This is a genomic window from Limnohabitans sp. MMS-10A-178, from assembly GCF_003063375.1.
In the GTDB taxonomy this organism is placed as follows: domain Bacteria; phylum Pseudomonadota; class Gammaproteobacteria; order Burkholderiales; family Burkholderiaceae_C; genus Limnohabitans_A.
Genome location: NZ_NERY01000001.1, coordinates 1092752 through 1111611, shown reverse-complemented (window position 1 = coordinate 1111611; position 18860 = coordinate 1092752). Strand labels below are relative to the sequence as shown.

17 protein-coding genes are annotated in these 18860 nt (G+C 52.9%); 10 read left to right on the top strand and 7 right to left on the bottom strand.

Annotated features, from left to right (window positions below):
- Window positions 1–9: 9 nt before the first annotated feature.
- Together B9Z32_RS05535 and B9Z32_RS05530 are read right to left on the bottom strand one after the other, a co-directional pair.
- Window positions 10–636: a Crp/Fnr family transcriptional regulator gene (locus B9Z32_RS05535; protein ID WP_108420295.1), complete on the bottom strand. Its 627-nt coding sequence runs from the start codon at window positions 634–636 to the stop codon at window positions 10–12.
- 56 nt (window positions 637–692) lie between these two features.
- Window positions 693–2039 carry a glycerate kinase gene (locus B9Z32_RS05530; RefSeq protein WP_108420294.1) on the bottom strand — a complete coding sequence of 449 codons (1347 nt, stop codon included), beginning with the start codon at window positions 2037–2039 and terminating at the stop codon, window positions 693–695.
- 62 nt (window positions 2040–2101) lie between these two features.
- On the opposite strand from B9Z32_RS05530, the gene B9Z32_RS05525 reads away from it, so the two are divergent.
- Window positions 2102–3517 carry an 8-oxoguanine deaminase gene (locus B9Z32_RS05525; RefSeq protein ID WP_108420293.1) on the top strand — a complete coding sequence of 472 codons (1416 nt, stop codon included), beginning with the start codon at window positions 2102–2104 and terminating at the stop codon, window positions 3515–3517.
- Between the two features lie 19 nt (window positions 3518–3536).
- Here the strand turns inward: B9Z32_RS05525 and B9Z32_RS05520 are convergent, their stop codons facing one another.
- Both B9Z32_RS05520 and xdhC read right to left on the bottom strand, forming a co-directional pair.
- Window positions 3537–4757: a urate hydroxylase PuuD gene (locus B9Z32_RS05520; RefSeq protein WP_108420292.1), complete on the bottom strand. Its 1221-nt coding sequence runs from the start codon at window positions 4755–4757 to the stop codon at window positions 3537–3539.
- A gap of 40 nt (window positions 4758–4797) precedes the next feature.
- Window positions 4798–5616 (bottom strand): xanthine dehydrogenase accessory protein XdhC, encoded by an 819-nt coding sequence (gene xdhC / locus B9Z32_RS05515; RefSeq protein ID WP_108420291.1) that lies wholly within the window; start codon window positions 5614–5616, stop codon window positions 4798–4800.
- Between the two features lie 120 nt (window positions 5617–5736).
- Between xdhC and B9Z32_RS05510 the strand changes: the two genes are divergently transcribed.
- The gene (locus B9Z32_RS05510) at window positions 5737–6276 is read left to right on the top strand and encodes an energy transducer TonB (RefSeq protein ID WP_108421021.1); all 540 of its coding nucleotides are present in this window, start codon (window positions 5737–5739) and stop codon (window positions 6274–6276) included.
- Between the two features lie 6 nt (window positions 6277–6282).
- Here the strand turns inward: B9Z32_RS05510 and xdhB are convergent, their stop codons facing one another.
- From xdhB to uraH, 3 genes are all read right to left on the bottom strand, one after another.
- Window positions 6283–8637 carry a xanthine dehydrogenase molybdopterin binding subunit gene (gene xdhB, locus B9Z32_RS05505; RefSeq protein WP_108420290.1) on the bottom strand — a complete coding sequence of 785 codons (2355 nt, stop codon included), beginning with the start codon at window positions 8635–8637 and terminating at the stop codon, window positions 6283–6285.
- Window positions 8638–10122, bottom strand: a complete 1485-nt coding sequence (gene xdhA, locus B9Z32_RS05500) for a xanthine dehydrogenase small subunit (RefSeq protein ID WP_108420289.1) — start codon at window positions 10120–10122, stop codon at window positions 8638–8640.
- Between the two features lie 91 nt (window positions 10123–10213).
- Window positions 10214–10567, bottom strand: a complete 354-nt coding sequence (uraH, locus tag B9Z32_RS05495) for a hydroxyisourate hydrolase (protein WP_108420288.1) — start codon at window positions 10565–10567, stop codon at window positions 10214–10216.
- A gap of 72 nt (window positions 10568–10639) precedes the next feature.
- Between uraH and B9Z32_RS05490 the strand changes: the two genes are divergently transcribed.
- The 8 genes from B9Z32_RS05490 (at window position 10640) to B9Z32_RS05455 (ending at window position 18857) form a co-directional block, all read left to right on the top strand.
- Window positions 10640–11305, top strand: a complete 666-nt coding sequence (locus tag B9Z32_RS05490; RefSeq protein ID WP_108420287.1) for a GntR family transcriptional regulator — start codon at window positions 10640–10642, stop codon at window positions 11303–11305.
- Window positions 11302–12258: an allantoinase PuuE gene (gene puuE / locus B9Z32_RS05485; protein ID WP_108420286.1), complete on the top strand. Its 957-nt coding sequence runs from the start codon at window positions 11302–11304 to the stop codon at window positions 12256–12258. The genes B9Z32_RS05490 and puuE overlap by 4 nt, the downstream gene beginning before the upstream one ends.
- On the top strand, window positions 12255–14018 hold the full coding sequence (gene uraD, locus B9Z32_RS05480) for a 2-oxo-4-hydroxy-4-carboxy-5-ureidoimidazoline decarboxylase (RefSeq protein WP_108420285.1): 1764 nt from the start codon (window positions 12255–12257) through the stop codon (window positions 14016–14018). The genes puuE and uraD overlap by 4 nt, the downstream gene beginning before the upstream one ends.
- Before the next feature lie 12 nt (window positions 14019–14030).
- The gene (locus B9Z32_RS05475; protein WP_108420284.1) at window positions 14031–15302 is read left to right on the top strand and encodes an ArgE/DapE family deacylase; all 1272 of its coding nucleotides are present in this window, start codon (window positions 14031–14033) and stop codon (window positions 15300–15302) included.
- Between the two features lie 161 nt (window positions 15303–15463).
- Window positions 15464–16498 (top strand): ABC transporter substrate-binding protein, encoded by a 1035-nt coding sequence (locus tag B9Z32_RS05470; RefSeq protein WP_108420283.1) that lies wholly within the window; start codon window positions 15464–15466, stop codon window positions 16496–16498.
- Between the two features lie 23 nt (window positions 16499–16521).
- On the top strand, window positions 16522–17340 hold the full coding sequence (locus tag B9Z32_RS05465; protein WP_108420282.1) for an ABC transporter ATP-binding protein: 819 nt from the start codon (window positions 16522–16524) through the stop codon (window positions 17338–17340).
- A gap of 11 nt (window positions 17341–17351) precedes the next feature.
- Window positions 17352–18119, top strand: coding sequence for an ABC transporter permease (locus tag B9Z32_RS05460; protein ID WP_108420281.1), 768 nt, complete (start codon window positions 17352–17354; stop codon window positions 18117–18119).
- 123 nt (window positions 18120–18242) lie between these two features.
- Window positions 18243–18857 (top strand): hypothetical protein, encoded by a 615-nt coding sequence (locus B9Z32_RS05455; RefSeq protein ID WP_146179457.1) that lies wholly within the window; start codon window positions 18243–18245, stop codon window positions 18855–18857.
- The last annotated feature ends 3 nt before the right edge of the window (window positions 18858–18860 follow it).

The following is an 18860-nucleotide window of genomic DNA, read 5'->3' as shown; positions in this document are numbered from 1 at the left end:
AGAATGTGACTAAATACCCGCCAAAGACTGCAATCCCGTAGGATCCAGAAGGTTTAAAACTCGCCCAGCGCCGCTGATCAGTTTGCGATCTCTCAGGTGCTTGAGGACCCGCGAAAAGGTTTCGGGCGCAATACCCAATTGCGCTGCAATGAGGCGCTTTCTGTCGTGCAAAATGACCTCCAATTTACCGTGCGCGTCCGCTGGCTCGGCATGCCTTAAAAGCCATTCTGCAAAACGGGCGTCGGCGTCTTTGGCCAAGCGACTAACCGCCACTTCAATTTGTTGCCGTTGAGCCTTGGCCAAATCGAGCATCAGGGTGTGCAAAGGTTCGGGTAAATTTTTAAGATGGCTTTTCAATTGCCCCAGGCTCATGCTTTGCAAGGTAACAGGGCTTTCGGCCAGTGCATCGACCGCATGCGGCAAGCCCAACATGGCTGCCGCAGCCTCCAACCAGAGTGGCCCTTCGATCACACCCAACTGATGGACCAAAATACCATGCTCAATAACTCCAAAAGCCACACGACCGCTGAGCAAATGCAAGGCCTTGTTGGCCACTTGCCCCCTGCGAAGCAATACAGTGCCGCCTGGCAATTCTTCGATGGGAATTTGGGATTGAATGAGGGCACGAGTCAACATGCCCTCCAATTTGCCAGACGCACACCTTGGCTGCGTTGACACAAATCAATACTTTGTCACAACACCAAGATGGCGCGAAAATCGTTCACATTGGTGTGCGTTGGACCCGAGAAGACCAAATCGTTCAGGGCTTGAAAATAGCCATAGGCATCGTTGTTTGACAGGTGCTCGTCCAAGCTAAGTCCAGCATCCACCCCTCTAGACAGGGTATCGGGTGTTACAAGCGCACCCGCGTTGTCTTCCACCCCGTCAATGCCATCGGTGTCGGCCGCGATGGCCCACACACCAGCTTGCGCCTGTAAGCCTTGCGCCAAACCCATGCAAAACTCACCGGCACGTCCGCCGCGCCCCTCGCGTTTTTTGGATTCTGTTTTGGCCGCGCGCACCGTGACGGTGGTTTCACCACCACTCAGAATGACACAAGGCTTTTGAAACGGACCCTGACCCTGCGCACTGGCCCGTGCAAGGGCTGCATGAACTTTGCCAACCTCGCGCGATTCACCCTCCATCTCATCGCTCAACACATAGGCTCGCAGGCCCTTAGATTCAGCCAAGCTGGCTGCTGCCAACAAAGATTGTTGAGGGGTTGCAATGAGATGCACCGTGCTTTTGGCAAATGCGGGGTTACCTGGTTTGGGCGATTCCCATGTTGAATCTTGAAGAGCTTTTAAGACCACATTCGAAATATCAATTTGGTAGCGCTGCAAAATTTGCAAGGCGTCGGCACAGCTTGTGGCATCGGGCACGGTGGGTCCGCTGGCAATCACTGAAGGGTCGTCGCCTGGCACATCGCTGATAGCAAGCGTCACCACTTGCGCTGGCGCACAAGCGGCCGCCAAGCGCCCGCCCTTGATGCGCGACAAATGTTTGCGAACGCAATTCATTTCACCAATGTTGGCACCACTTTTGAGCAAGGCTTGATTGATGGCCTGCTTCTCCGCCAAACTCAAACCCTCTGCTGGCAAAGTGAGCAAAGCAGAGCCACCCCCTGAAATGAGGCAGAGCACCAAATCGTTGGCGGTGAGGCCCTGGGTCAATGACAAAATTTCTTCGGCAGCAGCCAGGCCAGCGGCATCGGGTACGGGGTGGGAGGCTTCCACAATTTTCAGACGCTCTGGCACACCTTCTGGCCTGACTGGCGTGTGGCCGTAGCGGGTAACCACCATGCCAGACAAGGGCGCATCGAGGGGCCACAAGGCCTCAACCGCGTGAGCCATGGCGCCCGCTGCCTTGCCCGCTCCCAGCACCACAGTTCTGCCTTTGGGCACCTTGGGCAAAAAGGCTGGCGTGTTGTGCAATGGCAGTGCCCTTTGAACCGCTTGATCAAACAGTTGCCTGAGAAAGGCTCGGGGATTTTGTTGGATATCGGCGTGCAGATGTGGGTTAGGCGAGTTGGCATTCATGGCCTCAGAGTGTAGTGCCAGACTTGGGGGCTACGCAATTTCTTCGTGCAAAATGTCCCCCCATGAACACCCTGCTCATCCACAACGCTCATACCATTGCCGCGCTCAACGATGCTGGCGATGAGTTTCGAAATGCCTCTGTCTTTGTCAGGGGGAATATCATTGAGGCAATTGGTCCAGCCGCCCAATTGCCCTCAACAGCCGATCGTGTGATCGATGCTCAGCACCATGTGGTCATTCCAGGCATGGTCAATACGCACCACCACATGTCACAGAGTTTGACGCGTGCCATTCCTGGCGTCCAAAACGCCGAGCTTTTCAGTTGGCTCACGGGTCTCTACCCCATTTGGGCTGGCCTGCAACCCGACATGATTTACGCCAGCACCCAGACCGCCATGGCCGAATTGTTGCTGTCGGGCTGCACCACCAGCAGTGACCACCTCTACATCTATCCCAATGGCGTGAAGTTAGACGACTGCATTGCAGCAGCCCAAGAAATTGGCATGCGCTTTGTGGCCACGCGGGGCAGCATGAGCGTGGGGCAATCGAAGGGGGGCCTGCCTCCCGACAGAGTGGTGGAACAAGAAGATGCTATTTTGAAAGACACACAGCGATTGATTGAGCGCTACCACGATGCATCACACGGCGCCATGACGCAAGTGGCCGTCGCACCCTGCTCGCCTTTCAGCGTGAGCCAAGACCTCATGCGTTTGTCGGCAGAGATGGCTCGGCACTATGGCGTGCGCCTGCACACCCACTTGGCAGAAAACGACCACGACATTGCCTACAGCCTCGAAAAATTCAATCGAACACCCACGCAATATGCAGAAGACCTTGGCTGGTTGGGCCACGATGTGTGGCATGCCCATTGCGTCAAATTGGACGATGAAGGCATCTCTTTGTTTGCAGCCACTCGCACTGGCATTGCGCACTGCCCTTGCAGCAACATGCGCTTGGCCAGTGGCATTGCGCCCATCCGAAAAATGATTGAAGCGGGTGTGCCTGTAGGTTTGGGCGTTGATGGCAGCGCCAGCAACGATGCCGCCCACATGGTGAATGAAGCACGTCAGGCCATGCTGTTGGCACGCCTCAGAAAATCTCTTGAAGGCCCTCAAGTTAGTGCAGAAGGAAAAACCATTTTTGGGTGCGATACAGCCCCCATGGAAATGACGGCGCGAGATGCACTCAAGCTGGCCACCCGAGGCGGCGCCGAAGTGTTAGGCCGAAAAGACATTGGCCAACTGAGTGTGGGTTACTGCGCAGACATGGCGCTGTTTGATTTGCGCAATTTGAGTTTTGCGGGTGGCGCAGTTCACGACGCGATTGGCAGCCTCATGCTGTGCGCCAGTGCGCCTGCCGCTTACACCGTGGTCAATGGCCGCGTGGTGGTGAGCGAAGGCCAATTGGCCAGTGTCGATCTGGGCAATGTGATTGAACGGCACAACAAGTTTGCTGTTCAATTGGCGGCGGGGCACTGATTTCAATCAGTGCAACTCGTCAAGGATCTACTTTGGCGCCAGCCAAAAACCAACTGGCAACCCATTGTCTTTCTTCTGCCGTAATGCCAGTGGCATTGTTCATGGGCATCTGCTGCGTCACACTCACTTGTTGGTAAATGTTTTGAGCGTGAAGCTTGATGTATTCAGGGGTATCCAAACGAACATTTTTCATTTGAACTTGTTCGCCGTGGCAACTGAGACAGCGTTGATCCATGACCGATTTGACTTGCGCAAAAGTTGCTGGTGCGGCTTGCGCCTGAGGCGCAACATCTTTGGCGCCCCAAGGTGCCATGGCAGCAATGGCCGCCACGATGAGGACCACGCCCACTGCAGCAAAAGGCCAAGGATTGCTTGCACGACCTAAATGGTAACCATGGCGCTGCACAAAAAACTGACGAATCAAGGCACCCGCAAACATCATCACAAACAAAATGAGCCAACGCTGTGGATGCGTGTACAAGAAACTGTAATGATTGCTCAACATGGCAAAAATCACAGGCAATGTGAAATAAGTGTTGTGCACGCTGCGCTGCTTGCCGCGCTTGCCGTGAATGGCCAGCGCTGATGCATCGTACTTTTCACCAGACGTCATGGCGGCCACCACTTTGCGTTGACCAGGAATGATCCATACAAACACATTGGCACTCATGGCTGTGGCAATCATGGCGCCCACCAACAAGAAAGCCGCCCTGCCCGCAAACAATTGACAGGCCAACCAAGATGCGAAGGCCACCACACACAGCATGAGTGTGGCCACAATCAATTCACCGTTTTTGCGAAATCCAAACACGCGGGAAATAGCGTCGTAAACGAACCAAAAAACCACAAAGAAACTCAGCGCCGCCGTGATGGCTGCAGCAGGCGACCAGTCCATGAGTGATTTGTCAATGAGATAGGTGCTGGCATTCCACAAATACATCACCGTGAACAGGGCAAAGCCACTGATCCAAGTGGAATAGCTTTCCCAAAAAAACCAGTGCAACTTGGTGTGAATTTTCTTGGGCGCCACCATGTACTTTTGGGGGTTATAAAAACCACCGCCATGAATGGCCCACATTGCGCCGTCTACCCCTTTTTCAAGCAAATCGGGGGAGTTGGGCTTTTGTAGGTTGTTGTCTAGGAAAACAAAGTAAAAAGACGAGCCTATCCAAGCAATCGCGGTAATCACATGGACCCACCGCAGTAGCAAATTAACCCAATCTAGCAAATAGGCTTCCATCGATAAGGCTCCGAACTGTTTACCGAAGTGTATACAATTTTTAAGCTTGCAAAAGTTGGGCAGCCACAGCAACCGCAATCACCTCTGGCTCTTTGCCCTCAATACCTGGGACACCGATGGGGCAAGTCACTTGTTGGCACTCTTCTTCTGTAAAACCACGCTCGGCCAAGCGCCGCTTGAAACTGGCCCATTTGGTGGCGCTGCCAATCAGGCCAATGTAGGGCAAGTCCTTTTTCTGGCGTTGGCGCAGTAAGCAGGCCGCCACAACGTCTAAATCCTCTGCGTGGCTGAAACTCATGATGAGAACTCGGCTGTTGGGGGCCAGATCGGGCACGGCCGCATGCACTGGGTTTGAGTGTTCGCAGACCACTTGAGGGGCCACATCGCTGGGGAAAATTTCGTCTCGACTGTCGATCCAACGAACATGAAATGGCAAGGGCGCTAAAACCTTGACCAAAGCTTGGCCCACATGACCGCCACCAAACAAGGCCAAAGGCTGAAAACGGCGCGAGGCTTCGGCCGCCAAAATGGCCTGAAGGCGTGCTTCGTCTGCGACTGTCACGTGCTCAAAATTCAAGATCAATGCACCGCCACAACATTGCCCCAGACTGGGGCCCAGTGCAATTCGTTTTTCTATGGGCAAAGCAGGCAGATGGGTGGGGTCCCTCAAATACTGACGTGCCTGCGCCAAAGCCTCAAATTCGAGATGGCCGCCGCCAATGGTGCCCAAAAAATCGTCGTCAAAGACCGCCATGACTGTGCCTGCGCCTCGGGGTACTGAGCCCTGAGCTTGCAGAATCGTGACCCAGATGGCCGGCTTTTGCGCCAACTTAAATTTCAATGTTGAAGACCAATGCACCTGCTTTTGCTTTCAATTCAATTCTTTTCAAACCACACTGTACAGTGCCAAAATAGCACATGTTGTTTTGAAGATCGTTGCCTCATGAATCATCACTTGACTCATCAATTTACCCATCTTATGAAACCCTTTTGGGTAGCCACGTTCGCTTGCATGATTTCTTTGTGGCTCACGGGATGCACCACCACAGAACTCAAACCAACACCTCCGACACCCGTACCGGCTCCGGCCCCACCACCGCCACCGCCTGCTCCTCAACCGGTCAAACCCGCAACGCCCATCGTGCAATTAGAAGAGCCCGCCAAACCCAATCTACCCGTCTCAAGTGCTCGCAACGCCCGCGACTACCGAGTGTATGCGGCCAAGCATCTCTACCAACTCAATGGCGCGCGCATTTTCAAAGGCCGCATGCCGCCCATGCTCTATGCCGTGGGCGTCTTAGATGTCGAGATTGACAAGCAAGGACAAGTGACACGCACCCAATGGGTAAGGGCTCCAGGCCACGCCCCCGAAGTGATGCGAGAAATTGAAAAAACCGTGCGCCAAGCTGCGCCCTATCCGGTCCCTGTCCACTTGGGCAAGGTGGTGTACTCAGACGTGTGGCTGTGGCACAAAAGTGGCAACTTTCAACTTGACACCCTCACCGAGGGGCAAGACTGAAGCTGTTTAGACAGCCGCCTTGGCCTTTTCGCAGGTCATCAATATCTTTTCAGGTGTAGCGGGTGCACTCATGTGAACCACCGTTTTGTGGTCGGCACTGGCGCTCACAGCATCACGCAATGCAAAGAAAGTTGACAAGGCCAACATCAAAGGTGGCTCGCCCACGGCTTTGGAATAGAAAGGTGTGGGCTTCAAGTTGCTGCCATCAAACAGCGTCACATTGAAGTGCTCGGGAATATCGCCAGCCACCGGAATTTTGTAAGTGCTTGGGCCGTGAGTAAGAAACTTTCCCTTCTTGTCCCAAATGCACTCTTCCATGGTGAGCCAACCCATGCCTTGCACATAGCCGCCCTCAATTTGACCTTTGTCGATGGCGGGGTTGATGCTCTTGCCTGCGTCATGCACGATATCGACAGCCTTGATCCAATACTCACCTGTGCGGGTGTCAATTTCTACTTCGCTCACAGACGCGCCGTAGCAGTAGTAATAGAAGGCATGACCCGTGAGGGTGGCAAAGTCGTACTTGATTTCGGGTGTCATGTAGAAGCCTGTGACAGACAAGCCCACGCGGTCCATCCAAGCTTGCTTGGCCACAGCGGTCCACGCCACAGACTTGCCGCCACCATGCGCCATGTTGTTGGCAAAGCTCACATCGGTGTCTTTGCAGCCCAACATGTTGGCCGCCACAGGTGCCAAGCGCGCACGCATTTGCGCCGTGGCATTCATGATGGCTGCACCGTTGATGTCGGCACCACTAGAAGCCGAAGTGGCAGAAGCGTTGGGCACCTTTTGGGTATCCGTACCGGTAACGCGAACGTATGAGATGTCGATGCCCAAACCATCGGCACAAACTTGCGCCATCTTGGTGTTGAGGCCTTGACCCATTTCGGTGCCGCCATGGTTGCAGCTGACTGAGCCGTCCATGTAGATGTTGAGCAAGGCGCCGCCCTGGTTCAACATGGTGGCTGTGAAGCTGATGCCAAATTTCAAAGGCACCAAAGCCAAACCACGCTTGCGGCGCTTGTTGACTTTGTTGAAGGCATTGACGCTGTCGCGGCGCTCGCGGTACTTGGCCTCAGATGCCACTTGGTCAATGACCTTGTCGCCCACCCAGTCGGCAATAGTCTGGCCATATTGCGTCACCATGGTGGCGGGATTGCCTGAAACTGCTGGGTCTTTGTAGATGTTGAGCAAGCGCACATCCAAAGGATCTTTGCCGATGTCGTTGGCAATTTCTTCAATCACTGTCTCGATGCCAAACATACCCTGCGGGCCACCAAAGCCGCGGAAAGCTGTGGCGCTTTGCGTATTGGTTTTGCAGCGGTGGCTGATGAGTTTCAGATTGGGAATGTAGTAGCAATTGTCGATGTGCAGACAAGCACGATCGTTCACAGGACCTGAATAGTCAATGCTGTATCCACAGCGCGACATGAGCGTGATGTCGGCGCCCAAGATACGGCCTTCGTTGTCATAGCCCACTTCGTAATCGATGCGGAAGTCGTGACGCTTGCCCGTGATCATCATGTCGTCGTCGCGGTTGACGCGCAACTTCACAGGCTTTTGCAATATAAATGCAGCCAAGGCAGCGCTCTGACTGAAGATGCTGGCATTGCCTTCTTTGCCACCAAAACCACCACCCATGCGACGGCAAATGACTTCGACGTCGTTGGTGCTGAGGTTCAATGCAGAGGCGGCTTCACGCTGATTGCCATCGGGGTGCTGTGTAGAACAATACAAAGTGAGTTGACCATCTTCACGCGGCACGGCGTAAGTAATTTGGCCTTCCATGTAAAACTGTTCTTGCTGACCGGTTTCGGTGCTGCCCTTCACTTTGCGAGGCGCATTGGCAATGGCTTCTAAGGCATTGCCACGCGTAATGCCTTTGGCTGGCATGACAAAACTCTGCGCCGCCATGGCTTCGTCAATGGTCAAAATGGGCTTGAGTTCTTTCACTAGCACTTTGGCATTGTGCGCAGCTTCGCGGGCATACAACATTTCGCGCGCCACCACCACCGCCACGGCTTGGCCGAGGAACTCTACTTTGCCAACAGCCAAGAAAGGATCGTCGTGAACAATGGGGCCGCAATTGTTTTCGCCCGGAATGTCTTTGGCGGTGTAAACGGCCACCACACCGTGTGCTTTCAAAATGGCGTCGCGGTCAATGCCATCGCCAATCAGTTCGCCATGGGCCACCGGTGATTTGATGATGGCGGCATACAAGGTGCCCGCCAACTCGGGCATGTCGTCGGTGAAGGTCGCGCCACCCGTCACGTGCAAATGCGCAGACTCATGAATGACTTCGGTGCCTTGTTGCAAGCCAGACACAGGCAATAAATTGTGCAAAGAAATAGGCGCGTTCATTTAAGCCACCTCCGCAGTTGATTGAGTTTGTTCTTCAATGAAATCGATCACCAAATTGCGAGCAACCAAAGAGCGATAGGCCCAAGTGGCGCGCAAACCATCGCGTGCCACAAAGCTGTCGGCAATGGCTGCATCCAAATCGGATTCCTTCACATCGGCAGGCGCTTTGCCTTCTAAGACCGCTTCCAATTTGGGTGCGCGGCAAGGGGAAGGTGCCAAGCCGTTGAAAGCCAGCTTCACGTTGCTGAGCTTGCCGCCCTTCAGGGTGTAAGTGATGGCAGCACATGTGGCGGAAATATCTTGTTCAAAACGCTTGCTCACTTTGTGAGCGCGGAACACTTGGCCAGCTTGAGGCTTGGGCAACACCACAGCTTCAATGAACTCACCCGCTTGCAATACGTTTTGTTTTTGGCCAGTGTAAAACTTGTCCAAAGACACCGTGCGAGTTTTGTCGCCACGGCGCAGCGTGAGCGTGGTACCCAAGGCCATGAGGCAAGGCATGGAATCACCAATGGGGGAGCCATTGGCAATGTTGCCCGCCAATGTGGCGGTAGAGCGAATGGGGGGTGAGCCAAAACGGCGCAACACTTCAGCAAAGTCTGGATAGGCCTTGGCCACCAGCCCTTCCACTTCTGTGAGCGACACCACGGCGCCAATGTGCCAAGCTTGCGGAGTGTCTTTCACTTGCTTGAGCTTGGTCACGTTGCCCAAATACACAATGTGATCGGGACGCGAATATTTTTTGTTAACCTGCAAGCCCACTTCTGTGCTGCCTGCCAACAAAGTGGATGTGGGGTGCTTGACCAAATAGTCGGCTACCTCCGCCAAAGTGGCAGGCGATACAAACTCATTGCCTTTGCGCGTGCGAACCACCGGCTGAACAATGATGTCGCCTTCTAAGTTGACCGTGGGCGTAGAGGCGCGTTGAATTTCTTTGAGCAAAGGTACGTCGGCTGAATCGTCTAACTTGAGTGCGGCTTTGTTGCCACAAGCTTTGGATGCTGCATCCAAAATAGGGGCGTAACCTGTGCAACGGCAAAGGTTGCCACTGAGTGCGTCGCTCACCTCTTGGCGTTTGGGAGATTGATTGACCTGAACCAAGTTGACCAAACTCATCACAATGCCAGGGGTGCAGAAACCGCACTGCGAGCCGTGGCAATTGACCATGGCTTGTTGCACAGGATGCAAAGTGCCATCTGGCTTTTTCAAGCTCTCGACCGTTTTGATCGACTTGCCATCCAGCGAAGGCAACAATTGAATACAGCTGTTGACGGCTTTGTAATCGACGCCTTGGCCCTTGGCGTTCAAATCGCCCACCATGACCACACACGCGCCGCAGTCGCCTTCCGCACATCCCTCCTTGGTGCCTGTGCGATGCAATTTCTCGCGCAGGTAATCTAAAACGGTGGTGGTGCGGCGTACGCCTTGGGCTTCGACAATTTGGCCGTCAAGCACAAAACGCACAGTGTTGGTCACTTGGCTCATGGGGAGGAGTTTCGGTTAGATTCAAAACAAAAGCTGATTTTATTGACTTACCACCCCTCAAGGGGCACTTCAGCTAGAAATAATTGCGAATTCAAGAGCCGCGGTAAGTGGAATAGCTCCATGGGCTGGCCAACAGCGGCACATGGTAGTGCTGGGTGACATCGGCCACCCCAAAGTCCAAACTCACCAAGTTCAGAAACGAAGGCTCTGGCAGCTTCACGCCCTTGGACTTGAAATAAGCCGCCACATCAAAAACCAGTCGGTACGTGCCCTTTTGCAGGCTGGCATTGTCATACAGAGGGCCGTCTGGATTGCGCCCGTCTGCATTCAATTTGAAACTTTTGACCAGCGTGGCAAATTGTCCCTCGGTGGTGTACAGGCTCACCTGCATGCCTGCTGCGGGACAACCATGCATGGTGTCCAAAACGTGTGTGCTTAAACCCATGGTTCATCTTTCATTGAAATGGTCGACTGAAAGTGTATACACTTTTGACTTTTGAAGCTATTATCTTCCTGCATGGAAACCTCTTCAACTCACGCCATTGTCAATGCTTTGACCAAAGCCATTGTGGAGCATCGACTCTTGCCCGGTTCCAAATTGGCCGAGCAGAAGTTGGCCACCCATTTTGGCGTTTCCAGAACCTTGGTCAGGCAAGCGCTTTTTCAGCTTTCTCAAAACCGCTTGATTCGCATGGAGCCCGCCAGAGGCGCTTTCGTGGCGGCCCCCTCAGCCGATGAAGCCAAGCAGGTTTTTGCTGTTCGACGAATGCTCGAAGTTCAAATGACACGTGAATTTGTGCGCGACATCACGCCCGCCAAAATACGTGCCCTGAAGGCGCACACCAAGCAAGAAAAAGAAGCCGTGGCACAAGAAGATGTGCATGGCCGAACTGAGTTGCTCGGTGATTTTCATGTGCGCATGGCCGAGCTCATGGGCAACCATGTACTGGCGCAGAGCTTGGGCGAGCTCATCTCGCGCTGTGCACTCATCACCCTCATGTACCAGTCGCGCAATGCGGCCCAACACTCTGCCGATGAACATGAGGCCATTGTGGATGCCATGGCCAAAAAAGATGCAGACTTGGCCGCACGCCTCATGGAAGAACATTTGATTTTTGTGGAAAGCAGTTTGAGCTTCGACAAAAAAATCCCGACCCACGATATTTCAATGGCCCTGTCATGAACAACTCCGTCTACGACGCCACTGCCGCCTACCCTCGCGACCTCAAAGGCTACGGCCGCAATCCGCCTCATGCGCAATGGCCGGGTCAAGCGCGTGTGGCGGTGCAGTTTGTTTTGAACTACGAAGAAGGTGGTGAAAATTCTGTGTTGCATGGCGACGCAGGCTCGGAGCAATTCTTATCAGAAATGTTCAATCCAGCCTCCTTTCCAGAACGCCACATCAGCATGGAGGGCATTTATGAATATGGCTCGCGTGCTGGAGTTTGGCGTTTGCTGCGAGAGTTTGAACAACGCAAACTACCACTCACTGTATTTGGTGTGGCCACAGCGCTTCAAAAACACCCCGATGTGTTAGCAGCATTTCAAGAATTGGGCTACGACATTGCATGCCATGGCTTGAAATGGATTCACTACCAAAACATCGATGAGGCCACCGAACGCGCGCACATGGCCGAGGCCATGGACATCCTGCAAAAGCTCAGTGGCGAGAGGCCCTTGGGTTGGTACACCGGCCGCGACAGCCCGCGCACGCGCCGCTTGGTGGCAGACTTTGGCGGCTTCGAGTACGACAGCGACTACTACGGCGACGACCTGCCCTTTTGGATGAAGGTTGAAAAAAGTGATGGCCAAGTGGTGCCACAACTCATCGTGCCCTACACACTAGACTGCAACGACATGCGCTTTGCTTTGCCGCAAGGCTATTCGCATGCCGATCCGTTCTTTCAATACATGAAAGATACCTTTGACGCCCTCTACAAAGAAGGCGATTCACAGGGCCTCAATCGGCCCAAAATGATGAGCATTGGCATGCACTGCCGATTGCTTGGACGTCCGGGCCGCATCACCGCCATTCAAAAATTTTTAGACCATATCCAAGCCCACGACCATGTCTGGGTCTGCCGCCGCCTTGACATTGCGCGCCATTGGAAAACCACGCACCCCTACACAACATGACCCTCAGCCTCGAACAACTCAACACGGCTTCAACTCAAGAGGCCATGCAGCTGCTGGATGGCTTGTATGAACACTCGCCTTGGATTGCCGAAGGTGCATTGAAGCACCGTCCGTTTGCATCTTGGGCGCACCTCAAACACTGCATGGCGCAGGTCCTGAAAAATGCCGGCAGAGATGCTCAGATTGGGCTGATCCGCGCGCACCCAGAGTTGGCTGGCAAAGCCATGGTGCGTAAAGAACTCACCGCAGAATCGACCAACGAGCAAAGCAAAGCGGGCCTCACTGAATGCACCCCCGCTGAATTTGAAAAAATTCAAAATCTCAACGCGGCTTACAACACAAAATTTGGCTGGCCATTTATTTTGGCTGTCAGAGGACCGCGAGGCCTTGGCCTCAATAAGCATCAAATCATTGCTACGTTTGAAAGGCGCCTGCACGGCCATCCCGAATTTGAATTGCAAGAGTGTCTGCGCAACATTCACCGAATTGTTGAGATTCGCTTGAACGACAAAACCAATTGCCATCCCCTTCAAGGCCAGCAAGTGTGGGACTGGCAAGAAGACTTGGCGCAATACAGCGATCCTGGTTTCAAAGAAGCAGGTCAACTGACCGTCACTTACCTCACTGAGGCCCATTTGGCTTGCTCTAAAAGCATTCAAAGCACCATGAAGTTGGCGGGCTTTGACGAGGTCTTCGTTGACGCAGTGGGCAACGTGGTGGGACGTTACCACCCCGCTGTGCCTGGCGCCAAATACCTCATGACTGGCAGCCATTTCGACACGGTTCGCAACGGCGGAAAATACGATGGCCGATTGGGCATTTATGTGCCTATTGCCTGTGTTCAAAAATTGTCACAAGCCAAGCAACGCCTGCCCATCGGCCTGGAAGTGGTGGCGTTTGCAGAAGAAGAAGGTCAGCGCTACAAGGCTACCTTCCTGGGCTCTGGCGCCTTGGTGGGACAGTTCAATCCAGATTGGTTAACGCAGACGGATGCCAATGGCATCTCGATGCGCGAGGCCATGAAAAATGCCGGCCTGAACGAACAAGAAATTCCCCACATCCAACGCAATCCAGCCAACTACGTGGGCTTCATTGAGGTTCACATCGAACAAGGCCCTGTGCTCAATGAAATGAATTTGCCGTTGGGCATTGTGAGTTCCATCAACGGCAGCGTGCGTTATTTGTGCGAGATGGTGGGCACGGCCAGCCATGCAGGCACCACCCCTATGGACCGCCGACGCGACGCCGCTTGTGCCGTAGCCGAGTTGGCGCTTTACATGGAAAAACGTGCTGCAGCAGACGGCGATTCAGTAGCCACCATTGGCCAACTGCAAGTACCCAATGGCTCAATCAATGTGGTGCCAGGCAAATGTCTTTTCTCGATGGACATGCGCGCGCCCACCGACTCGCAGCGTGACGCTTTGGAAAAAGATGTCTTGAACGCCCTAGACGAAATTTGCAAGCGCCGCGGCCTTATTTGCCAGCGCGAAGCCACCTTGCGCGCCCCAGCAGCACCCAGTGCACCAGAATGGCAGCAACGTTGGGAAAACGCGCTGAAGGACTTGGGTGTGCCCCGCTTTGTGATGCCCAGTGGCGCCGGCCACGATGCCATGAAGTTGCATGAGGTGATGCCCCAAGCCATGCTCTTTGTGCGCGGCGAAAACAGTGGCATCAGCCACAACCCCCTTGAATCAACGACCACTGATGACATGCAACTTTGCATTGATGCCTTTGCGCATGTCTGGCACCAATACGCTTGAAATTTAAAAACAATGACAACACCACAATCGACCTACCAGCAACTTGATCAATGGATCGATGCCCACTTCGATGAGCAAGTTCAGTTCCTCCAAGCTTTGGTGCAAGTGCCTACCGATACACCGCCTGGCAACAATGCACCTCATGCTGAAAAAACCACGGCGCTCCTAAAAAACATAGGCTACAAAGCTGAACAATTTCCGGTGCCTGAAGCAGAAGTGAAAGCCTACGGCCTCACTTCTCTCACCAACCTCATTGTGCGCAAACCTTTTGGAGCAGGCGGCAAAACCATTGCCTTGAATGCCCACGGCGATGTGGTGCCACCAGGCGAGGGCTGGACGCATCCACCCTACGGTGCTGAAATTAAAAATGGTCACATGTATGGCCGCGCCACAGCTGTGAGCAAATGCGATTTTTCTACTTTCACCTTTGCCCTTCGTGCTGTGGAAGCCTTGCAAGCTCAAAACAATCTGCCTCTCAAAGGCAATGTTGAATTACATTTCACCTACGATGAAGAATTTGGCGGCGAAAAAGGGCCAGGCTGGTTACTCGACAAAGGCTACACACGCCCCGACTTGATGATTGCAGCAGGATTTAGCTATCAAGTGGTCACGGCCCACAATGGTTGCCTGCAAATGGAAGTGAAGGTTCACGGCAAGATGGCGCATGCGGCCATTCCCGATACAGGGGTGGATGCGCTCCAAGCCGCTGTTCACATTTTGAACAGCCTGTATGCGCAAAACAAACTCTACAAACAAATTAGCTCGCAAGTAGAAGGCATCAATCACCCCTACTTGAATGTGGGCCGAATTGAAGGCGGCACCAATACCAATGTAGTGCCCGGTACGGTCAGTTTCAAACTAGATCGCCGCATGATTCCGGAAGAGAATCCAGAGCAAGTCGAAGCCAACATTCGCCAGGTCATTGCAGACGCTGTGAATGGCTTCAACCAGGGCCGGCCATCGGATGCCTTGGTCAACATCGAGATCAAACGCCTCTTGATGGCTCACGCCATGAAGCCGCTGGCGGGCAATGCCCCTTTGGTTCAAGCCATTCAAAAGCATGGCGGTGAAGTTTTTGGCGAGCCCATTCCAGCCATGGGCACACCGCTTTACACAGATGTTCGCTTGTATGTAGAAAAAGGCATTCCGGGCGTCATTTACGGCGCTGGCCCCCGCACCGTCTTGGAATCTCATGCCAAGCGAGCAGATGAAAGGCTTAATTTAGAAGACCTGCGAAAAGCCACCAAAGTCATTTCACGCACCCTTTTGGATCTGCTGAATTGACTTGGGGCCATTTTGGGGCGAACAAGGGTTTTACCGAGGCCCAAAATGGGCTAAAGTGTATACACTTTATAAAACAAAGTGGCTTTTCAAGCACTTCATAATGGCATCGTTATTGCTTAGTTCTATTTTCATAATCAATGTCATTTTTAATCGGAGCCTCTATGAAAAAACGTTTCTTTCTGAAGTCCACCGCCGCTTTGTTGGCTACCTGCTCTTTTGGCTTGGCACAAGCTCAAAATACACCCATCAAATTTCAGCTCGATTGGCGTTTTGAAGGCCCCTCCGCACTTTTCCTAACGCCGGTTGCCAAAGGCTATTTCAAAGAAGCCAAGCTCGACGTCACAGTCGATGCCGGCAATGGTTCTGGTGGTGCCGTCACACGCGTGGCTTCTGGCAGCTATGACATTGGTTTTGCCGATTTGGCAGCCCTCATGGAATTCCACGCCAACAACCCCGATGTGCCCAACAAGCCTGTGGCCATCATGATGGTTTACAACAACACGCCAGCCTCTGTCATGGCGCTCAAAAAATCTGGCATCAAAACACCTACCGATTTGGCAGGCAAGAAATTGGGCGCACCGGTCTTTGATGCTGGCCGCCGCGCATTCCCCATCTTCCAAAAAGCCAACAACGTAGGCACTGTGAATTGGACAGCCATGGACCCCCCATTGCGTGAAACCATGTTGGTTCGCGGCGATGTCGATGCCATCACCGGTTTCACCTTCACTTCATTGGTCAACATCGAAGCTCGTGGCGTGAAAGCCGATGATGTGGTTGTGATGCAATACCCCGAATTTGGTGTGAAGTTGTATGGCAACGCCATCATTGCATCACCCAAAATCATCAAAGAAAATCCTGCTGCCGTGAAAGCGTTTTTGAGCGCTTTCACCAAAGGCGCCAAGGATGTCATTAATAATCCAGCAGCTGTCATTGCAGATGTCAAAGCGCGCGACGGCATCATCAACGTCGAACTCGAAACACGCCGCTTGCAATTGGCCATCGACACCGTCATCAACAGCCCTTCAGCGCGTGAAGAAGGCTTTGGTCAAATCAGAGGTCCTCGTTTGTCCCTCATGGCCTCACAAGTGTCCGATGCGTTCAACACCAAAACACGTGTGAAGGCAGAAGACATCTGGAATGGTTCTTTCTTACCAAGCGCCAAAGAACTCGACATTCTTCCCAAACCTAAAAAGTAATTGATTGAACAAGGCGGCCTGTTTTGACCTCTGCAAATTTCGTTGATTTTCAAAATGTCTGGTTAGCCTACAACGACGAGTTGTTAGCGCAAAACCACTATGCAGTTGAAGACATCAACTTGCAAGTCAAACAGGGCGAGTTCATTGCCATTGTGGGCCCCTCGGGTTGCGGCAAGTCCACCTTCATGAAATTGACCACCGGACTCAAACGTCCTAGCAAAGGTCAAATTTTTGTCGATGGCCAACCCGTCACAGGCCCCTTGAAAATCAGTGGCATGGCGTTCCAAGCGCCTTCCTTATTGCCTTGGCGTACCACGCTAGACAACGTCTTGTTGCCGCTTGAAATTGTCGAGCCCTTTCGCTCCCAGTTCAAACAACGCAAAGCAGAATTTGCCGAGCGTGCCATCAAGTTGTTAAACACAGTGGGCCTGGGTGGTTACGAAAACAAATTTCCTTGGCAACTTTCTGGCGGCATGCAACAACGCGCCAGCATTTGCCGCGCACTCATTCACGAACCAAAAATGTTGTTGCTCGACGAGCCCTTTGGCGCGCTCGATGCCTTCACCCGTGAGGAACTATGGTGCATTTTGCGCGACCTCTGGACTGAGCAAAAATTCAATGTCATTTTGGTCACGCACGATTTGCGTGAATCTGTCTTTTTGGCCGACACGGTTTATGTCATGAGCAAAAGCCCAGGACGATTTGTGGTGAAAAAAGAAATTGACTTGCCTCGCCCCCGCGATTTGGAAGTTACCTACACACCCGAATTCACCCAAATTGTTCAAGAGTTGCGAGGCCACATTGGTGCCATTCGCAAAACCGGCGCCGTCATTAACCAATAAGCAGGTGATTTGTGAATAAGAAAACCCTAGAAGCAAGCGCACCCTGGATTTTGTTGGTGCTCACACTTGCCCTCTGGCAAGCCATCTGCAGCATTTTCAACGTCTCAGAATTTATTTTCCCAAGCCCCTACCGCATCGCTCAGCAAACCATTGAATTCAGTGGCGTCATTGCTGCCCATGCTTGGCGCACTTACTGGGTCACCATGGCTGGTTTTGGCATTGCCATCGTGGTTGGCGTTTTGCTCGGCTTTGTCATTGGCAGCTCTCGTTTGGCCTACGCTGCCGTTTACCCGCTCATGACAGCCTTCAATGCGCTGCCCAAGGCGGCTTTTGTACCCATCTTGGTGGTTTGGTTTGGCATTGGCATTGGCCCTGCCATCCTCACAGCCTTTCTCATCAGCTTTTTCCCCATCATGGTGAACATTGCAACCGGTCTGGCCACACTCGAGCCCGAACTGGAAGACGTGCTGCGCGTCTTGGGTGCCAAGCGTTGGGATGTTTTGGTCAAGGTGGGCCTGCCCCGCTCCATGCCCTACTTCTATGGCTCTCTCAAAGTTGCCATCACTTTGGCCTTTGTGGGTACCACCGTGTCTGAAATGACGGCAGCCAACGAAGGCATTGGCTATTTGCTCATCTCTGCTGGTTCAGCCATGCAAATGGGCCTGGCATTCTCTGGCTTGGTGGTGGTTGGCGCCATGGCCATGGTGATGTACGAGCTCTTTAGCTACATTGAAAAGCACACCACTGCTTGGGCGCACCGCGGCACCAACAACGAATAAGCACCTGGTTTGTGTCATGTGATGTTGGCAAATGACACAAATTTGCTTCTTTATTTGATAAATATTCTAAAGACTTGACCTTTAGAGCCGATTCCTTACGATGCACACATGTATGGAAATGCCATGTCGGTATTTCAGACTACTGCCATCTTCATGGAAACCTCTCACATGACAGAAAATGTTCGCTCACAAGATGCTGCTCAAGATGCACCGGTCAATTCGGGCATGCCCAATAGATCAGATATTTTGTTTCTTATCTTTCTAGCTTGCATCATGGCCACTGTGGCATGGGTTGGCGTTTTATCTTACAAAGAGGGCTACAAAAACGAAGTCACCAAGCACAACGGTGAAGCTTGGGTAAAGTGGATGAAAGACAACAGCGAGGCCCGTACTCAAGAAGGCTTCAGCGTTGAAAATTGCGCTGCCAGTGAAACGGAACGCAAACGATGGGGCGACTGCTTCAAGGAACTGACTGAAAAAGTGGCCCCCCTCAACAATCTGACCAATCCATTTACCAACGTGCCGGTTCATTTTGTTGCCAAATGCGACCCCAAGGACAGAAGCACCGTTGGTGCCATCTTTCTAGAAAAACTGGTTGCAACCCCATTGGGTTCGGCCATTCCCGTGGTGGCCTCTCAGTTGGTTGACATCGACCCCATCGACACCAAATTAAGCCTAAGGCTGACGGTGTGCGACAAAGGTGGCTACGCCAACAAAGTTGATGAATTTGAATTCTAAGGA